The organism is Aerosakkonema sp. BLCC-F183, assembly GCF_041929145.1.
GTDB lineage: Bacteria > Cyanobacteriota > Cyanobacteriia > Cyanobacteriales > Aerosakkonemataceae > Aerosakkonema.
This window is the reverse complement of the sequence record NZ_JBHFNU010000102.1, coordinates 286199-302597: the sequence shown is the minus strand read 5'-3', so window position 1 is coordinate 302597 and position 16399 is coordinate 286199. Positions and strand designations below refer to the sequence as shown.

Below are 16399 nucleotides of genomic sequence, written 5' to 3'. Positions count from 1 at the left end.
AAATACTTTTTTGACAAAGAGATTTTTTCCCATACTCATATCTTGCAACAGAGGAGGTAGAACCTCCCAAATCTAGTTCCCAGGTTGAATCTGGGAACTAGATTTTAGAGGCTCTGCTTCTTGGTGAGATACGTGAGTAATATCTATATGACTGAGAGGTTCTGCCATGCCCACTACAACTTTTCGCGAACCTGTATAAGGGTTGCGTGCGTGTACAGACAGCAGATTGTCTAACATCAATATGTCCGATTTCTGCCAAAAAAAACTCACCATTTCTTGCAGATAAGCATCGCGAAGCTGCTGCAAAACCGATGCTTCAATAGTAGAACCATCTCCATAAAAAGTATTAGTTGGCAAATCATCCTCTTTAAATTCTGCCAGCAAAGAATCGCGTATTGCTGCTGGCAAAGTTGATACGTGAAAAAAAGTAGCGTGATTGAACCAAACTGTTTCGCCAGTGCGAGGATGTTTAATCACAACCGGACTAACTTGACGAGTTCTCAATTTTCCTCCCTCTTTCCATTCAAATTCAATCCCGTGACTGCGGCAGTATTTTTCTACATCTGCTGGTTCTGTAGTTTGAAACACAGTTTGCCAGGGAAGACCGAAACCGTCACCGAAGTTTCGCACGTACATTACCTTTTTTTCGATAAAGCGATCGCGTATTTTTCGATCGATCCGCTCAAAAATTTTCCGCGTACTACCAATAGGTGTTTCTCCGCCTGACTCTGCGGGTGTAACGCAATAGAAAAAGATTTTGCCTGGAAATACAGGTGAATAAGCGTGTTCGTTATGTGGAAATATACTTTGATCTGCCGGGTAGTCAGTCGAGGTATAAATTCTTCCACTCACTTGAGAACGCGGCGATGCACGATAGCGATATTCCAATGCTTCCCCACAAATAGCGGCGATAAATTCCTCGAATTCAGCCACCGAATTGATATCAAAATTACGGAAAAGAATGGCTCCATGTTTGATTAGCTGCGCCTCGATAAAATCTTGATTTCCAGACGCCCAAGTCAGCAGATTTACCCCCTTAACAGCAGGGCGAACTACCAAAGGTAACGACCAATCGGGATGCAAATAATCGGTTTCGATCAGTTTTTCTGGAGAAGCACTGACAACTTTCCGCTTGACAGTTTTTAAGTTTCCCATAGAGTTCGTTTGCGATTGCAAGTTTTTCATAATTTTTCTCCTAATTTAAGTGACTTGCGTTTGATATTGCTTAATTTTTGCCCAACAGTTTTTTGATACTCCTGTTCTTGGATGCTTTGTTGCTGGCGATCGGCTTCGCTCAAAATTTCCTTAAGAGCGTTCAGATTGATATTTGGTTGTGCCACAATATTATCCAGCAGCGTTTCCAATCGTGCCAAAATCCGGGCGATCGTACTGTCTTCAAATAAATCGGTTTTGTATACCAATACTAACCCAATTAGTTGTGCCTCTGTCTCCATCACATTCAGGAGAAGATCGAACTCTGAAGTGCCATTATCAACTTCTAAAAATCCCAAGGTTAAGCCCGGAAGTTGCAACGGTGGTGTGGGAACATTTTGCATGACTAGCTTGACTTGAAATAGCGGTGCGCGATTCAAACTGCGCTCTGGATTTAGCGCTTCTACAAGTTTGTCAAACGGCAAATCTTGATGAGCATGAGCTTCCAATGTTACCCGACGTACCTGTGCCAACAATTCTCGAAAGCTGGGATTTCCTGATAGATTGGTACGCAATACTAATTGATTGACAAAAAAACCAATTAATCCTTCAGTTTCGGCTTGGTTACGATTGGCAATATCAGTACCCACAACAATATCATCTTGATTTGTTAACCAATGCAATAAAGTTGTAAAGGCTGCTAGTAGCATCATAAACAGCGTCGCCCCTTCTTTGGCACTTAGGCTTTTGAGCGCATTTGAGAGGGCTTTTGATAATATCAAAGTTTTCCTTTCCCCTCGTAAAATTGGTATTGAGGGTCGGAGTTTATCGGTGGGCAATTGCAACACTGGAAGGTGATTAAGCTGTTGCTTCCAATAATTAATTTGAGTTTGCCAATGTTCTGGTAACCACTGTCTCTGCCAAATTGCAAAGTCGGCATATTGAATCGATAGTTCGGGAAGCGGAGATGGCTTTCGGAGAGAAAAAGCTTCGTAAAAAGTCGCAATTTCTTGAATCAGGATTCCCAGCGACCAAGCATCAGAAATAATGTGGTGCATGGTAAATAGTATTACCCAATCATTTTCGCCCATTTGCAGTAGTTTTACTCGCAGCAATGGCGCTTTATCTAGTGCGAAGGGTTGGCGCACTTCTGCAATTGCTAGTTGTTGGGCTTTTTGGATGTTCTCAGAAAATTCCCTTAAATCTACAATTGGTATTGTCAAAGTTAGAGTGGGAGCAATTTGTTGTACAGGTTCCCCATTTATCTCAATAAAACTGGTGCGTAAGCTTTCATGTCGCTTGATAACCTCATTCAAACTTTGCTCTAATGCCTTTACGTTGAGCGAACCAAAAAGACGCACGGCGGCAGGCATATTGTAAGCTGAATTACCTGGCATTAATTGGTTAGCAAACCACAGTCTTTGTTGAGCAAAAGATAAGGTTAAATTTCCTTGTCTGGGAACAGAAACAATTGGCGGAAGTTCTAGCTTTTGTCCCGCTTTGATTTCTGCCTCAATTCTTTCAGACAACTGCGCTATGGTTGGCGATTCAAACAAATAGCGCAAGGGAATTTCAAGTTGAAAAGCTTTGCGGATTCGTGAAATAACTTGGGTCGTCAATAAGGAATGTCCGCCAAGTTGGAAAAAGTTATCGGTAATGGCGATTGATTTAATTCCCAATACTTGAATCCAAATCCCGGTCAATATTTCCTCTGTGGGAGTGCGGTAAATTTTAACCTGTCCTTGCGATTCTTTTTTTGATGGAACGGGTATAGGTAGCCTTTTTCTGTCGATTTTACCGTTGGGTGTCAGCGGTAAACTTTCCAACAGAACAAAGCTAGAAGGCATCATGTATTCAGGCAATTTGGTTGCTAAAAACAGACGCAGTTCATTATTCAATTCTGGATGCTCAATTTTGTATTGCGATCGAGCTACACAATATGCAACTAACTGTTTATTACCCGGTCGATATTCTCTAGCGACAACCGCCACTTGTTGTATCGCTGGATGTTGATTTAATGCAGCTTCTATTTCTCCAAGTTCGATGCGGTAGCCGCGAATTTTAACTTGGTTGTCGCTCCGACCGAGAAATTCTATATTCCCATCGGGTAAGTATCGTGCTAAATCTCCAGTTTTGTAAAGTCGGCTGAATTTTGGATTGACTTCTGAGCTTTCAAAGGGGTTTGGAATAAACTTTTCGGTTGTCAGTTCAGGTCTGTTAAAATAGCCTCTCGCTAAACCAGCACCACTAATATAAAGTTCGCCAGTAACTCCGATGGGAACTGGTTGTAAGTTTGTATCTAAGATATAAAGCTGAGTATTGGGAAATGGCTTTCCTATCGGTACTAATTGGTCAGTAGGTAAGTCTATATCTGTACTTTCAAAGTATGAGCTATCAATGGTAGCTTCGGTTACTCCAAAAGAGTTAATGAGTCTGGTTTGGGAACTGCAAAATTGTCTAAATTTGCTATATTCGCTGCCATACCAACTATCAGAACCGCAAACAAGCAGCCGCATAAATTCAAGGCGCTGTTCGCTTTCTTCTAAGTATTGAATTAAGTTTCTTAAGACTGCTGGAACAAATTCAGCACAATCAACTTTTTCTCGAAGCATTAAATGATAAAGTTTTTCGGCATCTAGGAGATGTTCGCGATCGCACAACACCAGCTTTCCACCCGAACACAAAGCGCGAAGCATATCTCCGGTAAACACATCAAAGGAGAAACTTGCCATTTGGAGGTGACAAGTTGGTTGTTCGCTTAGTTGATAAATTTCTTTCCAAGCTAGATAAGCATTAACTAAGCTTCCATGCTCAACCATTACTCCTTTGGACTGTCCGGTAGAACCAGAGGTGTAGATGATATAAGCTAAGTTGTCAGATGTCGATCGACTAACTGGATTACTTTCGCTTTCCCGTGCAATTTTATCCCAGTTTTCATCCAAACAAATTACTGCCGTTTCTTCAAAGCTATTAACCAATGACAAATGACTAATAACTAATGACAATTGGGCATCTTTTAGCATGAAATATAGCCGTTCTTGGGGATAGGCTGGATCGAGAGGAAGGTAAGCACCGCCAGCTTTTAAAACGCCTAATACGGCGACAATTAAATTTAGCGATCGCTCTAAGCAAATACCAACTTTTACTTCGGGTGCAACACCGAGCGATCGTAAATAATGTGCCAAACAATTTGCCTTTGCATTCAGTTCGCGATATGTTAACTGCTGGTCTTGATAAACAACAGCAATAGAAGCAGGCGTAAGCTCTACCTGCGCTTCAAATATTTGATGAATGCACTGCCCGATTTTGGATTTTGGATTTTGGATTTTGGATTGATTTTGATTAAAATCGATTAGTATTTGATATCGCTCTGGTGTTGTTAATAAGGATAATTCCGAGAGTCGTTGAGTGGGGTTGGCAACTATATTTAAAAGTAACGTTTCCAAATGCCCCAACATTCGCTTGATGGTATCGGTGTGGAAGCGATCGCAAACATATCCAATCTTCAACAACAACTCCAAACCGGGAATCACTGTTACAGTCAAGGGATAATTAGTCTTTCCAAATGTGCGAAAATTTCCAATTTCTAGATTTGAATTAATCTGCCCTACCGCCGGATCTACCGGATAATTTTCAAACACTACAATGCTATCGAATAGCGACACACCGCGAGGAACTTCACTCCAACCTTGAATTTCTATCAATGAGTTGTATTCATATTGACGTAATTCCACAAACTGCGTTTGGAATTGCTGCAACCAAGGCAGGATAAACTCATGCGAATCGACCCAAACTCGCACTGGCAAAGTGTTAATAAATAATCCTACCATTGACTCAGCATCCGGCAGCGTCGGCGGACGACCGGAAACCGTCGCACCATATACAATGTCCTCTTCGCCACTGTAACGACTGAGTAGCAGCGCCCAAGCTCCTTGGACTATGCTATTCAGCGTTAATTGCTCTTTCCGCGCTAAAGATTGTAATGCTGCGGTTGTTTCTGTTGAAAGCTTTAATTGCTGCTCATCATAACTGGGAAATTGTGACGGTTTATTAGCAATTTGTGGCTGGTAAAATATCGCTGTTGGTGCAGTAAAACCTTTGAGTTTTTCTCGCCAAAATGCCTCAGCTTCCGTCACATTTTGTTGCTGTAACCAAGCGATGTAATCTCGATAAGGACGGGATTTTTCTAGAGACAAGTCCTTGCCTAGAGAAAAAGCTGCATAAAATGTAATAACTTCCTTAAAAATTAAAGGTAAAGACCAACCATCTAACAGCAAATGATGGTGATTCCAAATAAATTGATAGGAATTTTCTGCTAATTGTATAAGGGTAAAATTCATCAGCGGTGCTTTGGAAAGTTCAAAGCCTCGCTTTTGTTCTGTTTCTAACAAAGCCTCTAGTTGGTGTTGCTGTTCGATGGTGGAGAGTTCGCGCCAGTCAAGCTGCTGCCAAGGCAAACTTACTTGTCGTCCCACTACCTGAAGCGGCTTTTCGAGATTTTCCCATACGAAAGCAGTCCGTAAAACTGAATGCCGATTTAACACCTCTTGCCAAGCTTGTTTAAATGCGACAACATCGAGATTTCCATTTAGTTGAAGGGTGAGTTGTTCGACATACATTCCCGATGTTGGCGCATAAAGGCTATGGAAAAGCATTCCTTGCTGCATGGGAGAAAGAGGATAAATTTCCTCAATATTTCTTTGATTCATAGGAATTCTCCTCCTTCAAATTCGACGGTTTGTAACACTTGGGCAAGTTCGTCAGCACTCAGTTGTGTGAGCGGTAGATCGGATGGTGTATGCTCTTTTTTGCTCGTTTCACTTAAAGCGGCTACTGCTGCTAACTTGGCAATAGTTTGGTGTGTAAATAGCTGTTTGGGCGTTAAAGATAATCCGGCGCGATCGGCTTTGGATATAACCTGAATTGTAAGGATAGAATCTCCACCCAATTGGAAGAAGTTGTCGTGAATTCCTACCTGTTCTAGACCCAGAACTTCCGCCCAAATTTCGGCTAGTATTTGCTCAATTGAATTGCGCGGTGCTACATAAGCGTTTTCCAATTGCGATCGCATTTGGTCAATTTTTGGCAGCGCTTTTCGGTCTACTTTACCGTTAGGCGTTAGCGGCAAACTTTCCAAGGTTACGAAGCTGGAAGGCACCATGTAGTTAGGCAGCCTTTCCTCTAAATAGCTATGCAAATCGCTGGATTTAGCATTGTTTACCTGGGTAAAGGATGAACCTCTCCCCCCGTCCCCCTCTCCGACATCGGAGAGGGGGAGTGAGGGGGTGAGGTGAGGAACAACATAAGCTATTAGGCGCTTGTTACCAGTTTCATCCTCTGGCGCTAAAACTACAGCAGTTTGTACTTCTGGGTGTTGGCTTAAAACTGCTTCTATTTCGCCTAATTCGATTCGGAAACCTCGAATTTTTACTTGGTAGTCAATTCGACCGATAAATTCAATGTTTCCATCAGGTAAATAGCGTGCTAAGTCACCAGTTTTGTACAACCGCGCCCCTGGTTTACTACTAAATGGATTGGGAATAAATTTTTCGGCAGTTAGTTCGGGGCGGTTAATATAACCTCTAGCTAACCCATCTCCAGCAATGTATAATTCGCCAGGAATTCCGATGGGAACTGGATTGAGGTATTTATCTAAAATGTAGATTTGGGTGTTTGCGATCGCACTGCCAATATAAGCCACTCCATCTTCCCGATTAACCTGATAAACCGCAGACCAAATTGTTGTTTCTGTAGGCCCGTATAAATTCCACAGAGAATCGCATCTTTCTAACAATTGCTGACTTAAATTATGGGCAAGTGCTTCGCCACCACAGAGAATTTTGAGCGGTATTTTTGGCAAGCCAGCTTCTAAAAGCATTCGCCAAGTAGCGGAAGTCGCTTGCATTATTGTGACACTGGATTCAGTAATTTTTGCTAATAACTGAATTCCATCACTGGCAACTTCTCGACTCGCCACCACAACCCTAGCACCGACAATTAAAGGTAGGTAAAGTTCTAAGGCGGCAATATCAAAAGTAATGGTGGTAACTGATAAGAGGATATCTCGTTCTGTGATTCCTGGAGTTTGCCGCATGGAATTTAAGAAGTTAACCACTGCGCCATGCTGAATTTGCACGCCTTTGGGTTTACCTGTAGAACCGGAAGTGTAGATTACATAAGCGAGATTATTACTTGTTAATTCAGTCGCTAAATTGTTTTCACTTTCTTGTGTAATGCTGTTCCATTCGGTATCTAAACAAATTACCTTTGCTTGATGTTTCGGTAATTGTGCCATCAAATGTTGTTGAGTTAGCAATAGCGAAATTTGTGCATCTGCCAAGATATAAGCTATGCGTTCTTGGGGATAAGCTGGATCTAATGGTACGTAGGCTGCACCCGCTTTCAGGATGGCTAAAAGTGCGATGAGCATTTCGAGAGAGCGTTCGACGCAAATTCCTACCAATACCTCTGTTTTTACACCCGACGAGACTAAGTAATTTGCCAATTGATTCGCTCTTTGATTGAGTTCTCGGTAACTCAATTTTGTATCTTCAAAAATGACAGCAACAGCATCCGGCGTTCTTTCTACCTGCGCCTCAAATAACTGATGAATACTGGCTATTGGTTGATAAATTTTACCCTGTTCTCCAGCAACCCATTCCACTAATAATTGCTGTTGTTCGGCTGCTGTCAAAATCGACAATTCCGAAAGCCGTCGATGGGAATTAGCAACAATACTTGACAATAATCTTTGATAATGCCCCAGCATCCGGTTGATAGTTGTGGCATCAAATAGATCGGTGTTGTATTCCAAATTGGCAAGGAGTCCTGTGTCTGTTTCCTCTATATATAAAGTGAGGTCGAATTTAGCAGTTTTGCTGTTAATTTCTAAAGGTTTTAAGCTTAAACCTGGTAGTTCTAGAGGAGTTGTGGGAGCATTTTGCAAAACGAACATCACCTGAAATAGCGGCGTATGACTCAAGTCTCGCTGTGGTTGCAGTTCGTCTACTAACTTCTCGAAAGGCAGATTTTGATGAGCATAAGCGCCTAAAGCGACTTCCCGCACTCGCTTTAATAACTCTGGAAAACTGGGATTTCCTGCTAAGTTGGTACGCAATACCAAGGTATTGACAAAAAAGCCAATTAGCTGTTCTATTTCTTGGCGATCGCGATTGGCAATGGGCGTTCCTACTAATATATCCTCTTGTCCGGTATAGCGATACACCAAGGTTTTAAATGCTGCCAAAAGCGTCATAAATAGCGTTACGCCTTGCTGCTGGCTCAAGTTTTTCAATGACTCGCTTAAGCTAGGAGAAAGTTGTAGCGATCGCGTCGATCCATTGAATGTTTGGACAGTCGGACGTGGGCGATCGCTCGGCAATTCTAGTATTGGTAAATCCCCAGTTAATTGCTGCTTCCAATAAGTTAATTGATTTTCTAAATACTCTTCAGACCATTGCTGCTGCCAAACGGCAAAGTCGGCATATTGGATAGGTAATTCTGGCAGTGGAGAGGGTGTCTCATTGCAAAAACTTTGGTAAAGTGTGGCGACTTCTCGAATCAAAACTGCTGTTGACCAACCATCTGAAATAATGTGATGCAGCGTCAAAACTAACAAATAATCTTCTGCGTCTAATTTTACCAAATTGCACCGCAGTAAGCAGTCATTTGCTAAATCAAAAGGTCGTTGAGCTTCAATCGTCGCCAGTCGCAAAGCTTCTGCTTCTCTCTCAGTTTCCGGCAATTCCTGCAAGTCTATTACTGGCAATTCGATGATGGTATTTGAATCAATGATTTGAACAGGTTTACCATTTTTAACGGTAAAGTTTGTCCGCAAAATTTCGTGACGGCGCATGACTTCCCGCAAGCTGCCTTCAAGTGCTGCAATGTTCAGCTTTCCTCGTAATCTGACAGTTTTCGGCAGGTTGTAAGCGGGGCTATCGGGTTCTAATTGATGCAGAAACCACAGCCTTTGCTGGGCGAAAGATAACGGCAACTCTCTGTCTCGCGAAACGCGCTGAATTTGCGAAGAAAGTGCTTGTTCAATTTGATTGTAATTGGCAATTTTTTCGGCTAATTCTGCAACAGTTGGCGACTCAAATAAGCAGCGTAAAGGCAGTTCTAATTTAAAGGTTTCCCGCATCCGAGAAATGACTTGAGTTGCTAACAACGAGTGTCCGCCTAAGTCGAAGAAATTATCGTGAATGCTTACTTGTGCCAAACCGAGAATTTTCGCCCAAATTCCGGCTAATATTTCTTCGACTGGAGTGCGAGGTGCTACAAAAGTTCTTTGTAATTCTTGCTGTGTGCGATCGAGTTCTGACAATGCCACTCTGTCTACCTTACCATTAGGAGTTAAAGGTAGAGATTTCAGCATTACGAAAGCCGATGGCATCATATATTCCGGCAACTTTTCTCTTAAGAAATGGCGCAAAGTGTTATAATCGCTTTTTTCATCGGGAACAATATAAGCTATTAAACATTGATTATCTGATTTGTCTTCGCTTGCCAATACGACAACTTCTCGCACACCTGGATGTTGTCTGAGTGCTGCTTCTATTTCTCCCAGTTCTATACGAAAACCGCGAATTTTTACTTGGTTGTCAATCCGACCGATAAATTCTAAATTCCCATCCGGTAAGTAGCGAACTAAGTCACCCGTTTTATAGAGTTTTGCATTTGGTTCATCGCTAAATGGATGAGAAATAAACCTTTCGGCAGTTAGTTCTGGTTGATTAAAATAACCCCGCGCTAAAGATGCACCGCCGATGTATAATTCGCCGGGACATCCGATAGGTACTGGCTGTAGATGTGAATCTAATATATAAAGTTGGATGTTAGCAATTGGACGACCTAAAGGAACCGTTTTTGCCCAAGGATGTGAATTATTTTTAACTGTAAAAGTAGTTACACCAACCGTAGTTTCTGTAGGCCCGTAATGGTTGAAAATGGTGCATTTTGGCGATAAGTGCCGAATTAAATCGATGAGTTTCCAACTAGCAGTTTCGCCTCCCAAAATTAATTTTTGACGCGGCAAAATAGATGGGTTGGGCGAAGAGTTTAAAAGGGCAGATAGGTGGGAAGGTACGATTTTGAGGCAGTCGATCGGATGCTGACGGCAGTATTCGGCAAACGCCTGTGAGTCAGATGCACACTCCTGAGATATGATGTGCAAGCATCCACCATTGCACAGAGAAGGGAAGATGACTGTGTTGCCTAAGTCTGCTGCTAGTGTGGAGACGATCGCATAATTTGCATCTGTAGGTAGGTTTAATGTCTGTGCGATCGCATTCAGGTAATTCAAAAGTTGGCGATGTTCGACAGCAACACCTTTCGGTTTACCAGTAGAACCAGAGGTAAACAGCACATAAATTAGATTTTCAATTGTTACCTCGCTGCTGGGATTTGCATCGCTTTCCTGTGCAATAACATCCCAATCTTTGTCTAAACAAATTATTTGAGCGTTAAGCTTTGGCAGTGTATTGACTAAGTGCTTTTGTGTCAAAACCAACGATACTTGTGCATCTTGTAATCTAGTGACTAAACCTTCAGTTGGTAATGCCGGATCTAAAGGTAAATATGCGCCACCAGCTTTCAAAATACCTAAAAGTCCGATGATGCTTTCTAGGGATTTTTCTAAATATAACCCCACCAGCACTTCTGGTTTTACTCCCAGACGCTGCAAGTAATGGGCAAGCTTGTTGGCGCGTGCGTTTAGTTCGCTGTAAGTTAATTGCTGATTTTCAAATACTAGGGCAATTCGAGCGGGAGTTCGTTCTACTTGTTCTTCAAATAATTGATGGATACACTTATCATTTGAATAATTACTTTTTGTGTTATTGAATTCTACTAAAAGTTGCTGACGTTCGCTTGGGCTGAGAATTTCCAATTGCGCGATCGCACTTTTGGGATTTTCAATGGCGTTAGCTAATAAAGTCTCGAATTCTCCCGCCAAACGAGCGATCGCTTCGGCTGAATAGTAATTTTTATCGTAATGAAATGAAAGTTTGAGCGAGTTGCGATCGCAAGTACAGGTAAGTTTAACTTTAAACGGTTCGATGCAAGTGTATTGCTGATAAATAGAAAACGAAACACCACCTGCAAAGCATTCTGACTGCCATTGTTCAAACTCGAAACCAAACGGAAAAAATGTCAGTTCTTCTTCAACAAAATAATCCTGCCATTCCGAGGCATTTTCTTTAGCTTTATTTACCAGTTCTAATACTTCCCCAAAACGCAAATCTGATGCCAACCGGCAATGAATTGGTAGCCAAGTTGCGAATAATCCTAATGCGTCGTGCAGTTCTTCATATTCTCTGCGATCGCAACCGGTTCCAACAATAATATCTGTTTCTCCCGTCAGTCGCCAAAGCAGTATTTGCCAACAAGTCAGGAAGAAAACATCAACCGAAATCTCATCCTTTTGTACCAGTGCTTCAATCAATTCTGCCACATCAGAATTGATGTCACAAGTAAAACATTCAGGCTGAAATTCTGTTTTACCAAAATAGGGATTTTCCCAAGGAAGCTTCAATGCAGGTAGATTAGAAAAATCCTGCTGTTCCCAGTAATTTTTACCTGTTTCTGCGTCTTCATCTTCTAATAATTGATTTTGCCATTCTGAAAATTGAACGTACTGCACAACCTCGTCGTCTAATTCCTCACCTTGCAAGCAAGCAGCGTAGGAATTGCCGATTTCTTGAACTAGATTATTGAGTGTCCAACTATCAGCGCAAAGCGCAGGCAAGTTGATAATCAAAATATGCTTTTCTGGCGACAGCATTATCAGGTTTGAACGCAACAATGCCTCTTTTTCAAATTTAAAACTTTGATGTCTTTCCCATTGAAAAATATCTTCAATTTTGGCTAATTGTTCTTCTGGTTTACAATCAGTTAAATCAATCTCGCGCCACAAAGTATCGCTGCTATCTTCTACAACCATGACCGGAGTTTTCATACCCGGTAAACGGCGAAAATTTGTCCGCAAAATATCATGCCTTTCCACAACTTTTTGTAAGGCAAGTTTTAAAATTTTCGACTGGAGATTCCCTTCCAAAAGGATAGCGCAACTAGCCTGGGTAGAAAAGCCGTCTTGCTGCAACAACCAAAGACGCTTTTGCTGAGGAGAAAGACGAAAACCGCTAATAGTTTTAGTTTGCATATACTCCCTCCATCTCTTTGTTTACAAGGTCTTTACTGTCGAACATTTCGCCCATCGCTACCACAATTTTGCGCGACCCAACATAAGGATTTCGGCTGTGGGCGGCTAGCATATTATCTAGCATCAAAACATCTCCTTGTTGCCAAGGAAAACTAATCGTCGCTTCTCGATAAATTGCTTGAATTTCTGCCATCACCGAATCTTCAATGGGAGAACCATCACCGTAATAAACGTTGCGCGGTAGGTTATCTTCCCCAAACAAAGATAATAAAGATTCGCGGACTGCTGCATCTAAACAGGATATGTGGTGCAACAGAATTTGGTTGAAAAATACTGCATCGCCTGTTTTGGGATGTTTGGCTATTGCCTGGGCAATTCTCCGAGTTCTCAAATTATTTCCATCTTTCCATTCAAACTCAGTTTTCGCTTTTTTGCAAGCTTCTTCAACAACTTTTTTATCTTCTGTGTGGAAGAATTCTTGCCAGCTAACATCCAAACCTTCGGTGTAGTTGCGGACATACATTAATTGCTTTTGCTCGAAGTGCGATCGCAATTTCGGATCGAGCATATGATAAATTTTTCGGCAATCTACAATAGGCGTTTCTCCACCTTTTTGCGCTGGTTGTACGCAGAAAAACCAAATTTTCATCGGCCAACAATGCAGGTGAGAACTTTCACTATGAAACAAGATAGCTTTGTCAGACGGATAAGGTGTAGAACCGTAAACTTTGCCGCCGACTCCCTCACGCGGTAAGTCACCATATTCGCCGAATAATTCAGGACAAATTGCCCCAGCAAAGTTTTCAAACCCTGCCACAGAATTTAAATTGAAACCTCGGAAAAGCAAAGCACCGTGATGCAATAATTTCGATTCTATAAATTCCGGGTTATTTTTCACCCAATCGATTATATTGATATCTAAAACCTCTGGTTTAATTACCAAAGGCAGCATTTCGCTAGAAGGCAAATATTCCGTTTTAACCAAACTCTCCTGTAAAAAGCTGACAGCTTTCGGTGCAACTTTCATAAACTTCTTGAGTTTGGAATTTTTCCGTTCCTGTTTTTCCATCTCTTGTTGTTTCTTTTCAGCTTCAGCGAGTATTTCCAAATTGCTTAACCGGGCATCTGGCTGGGTAACAATGTTATTCAATAAAGTTTGGAAATTTCCTGTTATCCGAGCAATCGTGGTTGCCTCAAAAATGTCAGTGCTGTAGTTCCATGTTCCCTGAATTCCTTCATCTGTTTCTGTGAGGAATAAAGCCAGATCGAATTTTGCGGTTTTGTTATCCACTTCTAGCAGAGTTAAAGTTAACCCAGGCAATTCTAAAGGTGGCATCGGGGCATTTTGCAGAACGAATAACACCTGAAACAAAGGAGTGTGACTCGTCTGACGTTCTGGACGCAGAATTTCTACTAACTTAGCGAAAGGTAGGTCTTGGTGGGCATAAGCACCCAAGGTTACTTGACGTACTCGTGTCAGTAATTCGCGAAAAGTTGGGTTGCCGGCGAGGTGAGTCCGCAAGACTAATATATTGACAAAAAAACCAATTAATTGTTCTGTTTCCGAGCGATTGCGGTTAGCAACATCAGTGCCAACAAGGATATCTTCTTGACCTGTATATCGATGCAGCAAGGTTTGAAATGCTGCCAACAAAGTCATAAACAAAGTAACACTTTCTTGGCGTGAAAGCATCTTCAATTCAGAGGACAAACTTGCAGGAATTGCAAAGGAATATGTTGCACCTTGGAAGGTGGGAACTGCTGGTCGAGGGCGGTCAGTCGGTAACTGCAATACAGGCACATTCCCGCTTAATTGCTGCTGCCAATAACCCAGTTGAGTTTTTAGCGCCTCACTCTGTAACCACTGTCTTTGCCAAACTGCAAAGTCTGCATATTGAATGGGAAGTTCGGGAAGTGGTGACGGTTTTTCGCTGGAAAATGCTTCGTAAAGGGTTGCGATTTCTCGGACTAATACCCCAACAGACCAACCATCAAAAATAATGTGGTGAATTGTTAGCAGTAAAAAATGCTCTTTTTCACTCATGCGTAGCAAGGTAATTCGCAAAAGTTGGTCTTTTTCTAAATTGAAAGTCTTCTGATATTTTTCTAAGAGAATATTTTTTACTTTGGCGGCTTCCACTTCCTTTATCGACAGCTTAAGCTCCAAATTTGGATGGATAACCTGGAGCGATCGCCCCTCGGTCATCACAAAATTAGTTCGTAAAGCTTCATGCCGCCTAACAATTTCCTGTAGGCTTTTCTCTAGCGCTTTTATATTCAGTAACCCCTCAAGACGTACCACACCAGGAATGTTATAAGCGGGGTTCTCAGGCTCCAACTGGTAAAGAAACCACAGTCGCTCTTGGGCAAGGGATAGGGGTAGCTCGATTCTTTGGGAAACGCGCTCGATCGGAGAAAATTCAAGGCTCTGTTGTCCTTTCATTGCTATCTCTATCTGCTTAGCCAAACCCGCTACGGTAGGCGATTCAAACAGATAACGCAGGGGAATTTCTACCTGGAAAGTATCTCGCAGGCGAGACAAAATTTGAGTCGCAAGTAAGGAATGTCCTCCTAGCTCGAAAAAGTTATCATTCATTCCCACTCGTTCCACACCAAGTAGTTGATTCCAAATTCCTGTTACTACTTCCTCAATGGGGGTATAGGGTAATTGGAAGGTAGATGCGGATGAACTTTCAAAAGTTTTAATTATGGGGATTTCTGCGTATGTAATTTTATTTAAAAGAGTTGCTAATTTTAGTTCTGGTTGGGCAATTATTGACTGTAATAAAGTCTGGAAGTGCTGCAAAATATGAGTGATACTACTGCTATCTAAGCGGCGGACATCGTAGATAAGTTGAAATCTTAATTGGGCATCGGCTTTGACCTGAAGGATGAGGGCATATTTGGTTTGTGTTCCCCGAAAACGGCGATCGAGGATTTCTACTTTTAAATCGGAGAGTTGCCCCAGATCGATATCTACCGGATAGTTCTCGAAAACTACAATGCTCTCATAAATCGGCAAACATCCGGGTAGTTCGCTCAATTGATGAACTTGCCCTCCAGGAGTGTGTTCGTATTGCCGCAACTCAAAATTATAGGTTTGGATGTCTTTGAGCCAAGACCAAAGCGATGCTTGAGGAGAAACTTTTACCCGCACTGGCAAGGTATTAGTAAACAGCCCGATCGTCGATTCACATCCGATTAAATCAGGCGGACGACCAGAGACGGTAGTGCCAAAGACGACATCGTTTTCACCGCTATAGCGATGCAAAAGCAAAGCCCAAATTCCCTGGACTAAACTGTTCAAAGTCAAGCGGTTAGCCTTTACTAAAGACTGTAAGGTTGCTGTATCTGACGCTGATAGGTATGCTCTTTGTTTACCGCGATCGCAGCTGGAAAAATCCTCCCCCGTGCGATTGTTTTCCTGCGCGATCTGTGTTATTCCCAAAGGAGTTGGTTTGCTAAACCCTTGCAAAGTCTGCCGCCAAAACCTCTCTGCTTTGGAAAGGTCTTGCTGTTTCAGCCAAGCGATGTAGTCTTTGTAGGGACGGGGTTGCTCCAGATGTATATTTTCACTCGTGCGGAACGCTTGGTAAAAAGCAAGGACTTCTTTAAAAATTAAAGGTAAAGACCACCCGTCCAGCAATATGTGGTGATGGCTCCAAATTAATAGGTGTTCGGCTTCGGCTAACTGGATCAGCGTTAGGCGCATAAGTGGCGGTTTAGAAAGTTGGAAACCGCTCTGACGATCTGCTTCCAAAAAAGCTTCTAGTTGCACTTGCTGTTCGGATAAAGAAAGGCTGCGCCAGTCTAGCCGCTCAAATGGTACTGGTACTTGTTGAATTACAATTTGCAGTGGCCGATCTTGTTCTTTCCAGGCGAAACAGGTTCTTAAGATTGAGTGTCGATCGATCGCTCGTTGCCACGCTTTCTCAAAGGCGATCGCATCTAAACTTCCGCGCAAAGCGCAACTCAATTGCTCGATGTGCATTCCTGACTCTGGAGCGATGAGAGTCTCGAAAAGCATCCCTTGTTGTGGCGCAGACAGCGGATAAATCGCTTCTATGTTTTTCTTGCTCACCTGCA

4 protein-coding genes are annotated in these 16399 nt (G+C 42.2%); all 4 read right to left on the bottom strand.

All coding sequences use genetic code 11. From position 1 onward, the window contains the following. Positions 1 to 72 precede the first annotated feature (72 nt). The 4 genes from ACE1CD_RS30310 to ACE1CD_RS30295 are packed head-to-tail and all read right to left on the bottom strand — an operon-like array spanning position 73 to position 16394. Positions 73 to 1185 carry a TauD/TfdA family dioxygenase gene (locus ACE1CD_RS30310; RefSeq protein WP_374827143.1) on the bottom strand — a complete coding sequence of 371 codons (1113 nt, stop codon included), beginning with the start codon at positions 1183 to 1185 and terminating at the stop codon, positions 73 to 75. After that, on the bottom strand, positions 1182 to 5861 hold the full coding sequence (locus tag ACE1CD_RS30305; protein ID WP_374827141.1) for an amino acid adenylation domain-containing protein: 4680 nt from the start codon (positions 5859 to 5861) through the stop codon (positions 1182 to 1184). Before ACE1CD_RS30305 ends, ACE1CD_RS30310 begins: the two co-directional genes overlap by 4 nt. After that, positions 5858 to 12313, bottom strand: coding sequence for an amino acid adenylation domain-containing protein (locus tag ACE1CD_RS30300; RefSeq protein ID WP_374827139.1), 6456 nt, complete (start codon positions 12311 to 12313; stop codon positions 5858 to 5860). Before ACE1CD_RS30300 ends, ACE1CD_RS30305 begins: the two co-directional genes overlap by 4 nt. Further along, positions 12303 to 16394 carry a condensation domain-containing protein gene (locus ACE1CD_RS30295; RefSeq protein ID WP_374827137.1) on the bottom strand — a complete coding sequence of 1364 codons (4092 nt, stop codon included), beginning with the start codon at positions 16392 to 16394 and terminating at the stop codon, positions 12303 to 12305. Before ACE1CD_RS30295 ends, ACE1CD_RS30300 begins: the two co-directional genes overlap by 11 nt. Between the last annotated feature and the right edge of the window lie 5 nt (positions 16395 to 16399).

Excerpts from the sequence above, each read along its gene's own strand:
- ACE1CD_RS30310 (WP_374827143.1), bottom strand. The coding sequence starts at position 1,185 with ATGAAAAACTTGCAATCGCAAACGAACTCTATGGGAAACTTAAAAACT.
- ACE1CD_RS30305 (WP_374827141.1), bottom strand. The coding sequence starts at position 5,861 with ATGAATCAAAGAAATATTGAGGAAATTTATCCTCTTTCTCCCATGCAG.
- ACE1CD_RS30300 (WP_374827139.1), bottom strand. The coding sequence starts at position 12,313 with ATGCAAACTAAAACTATTAGCGGTTTTCGTCTTTCTCCTCAGCAAAAG.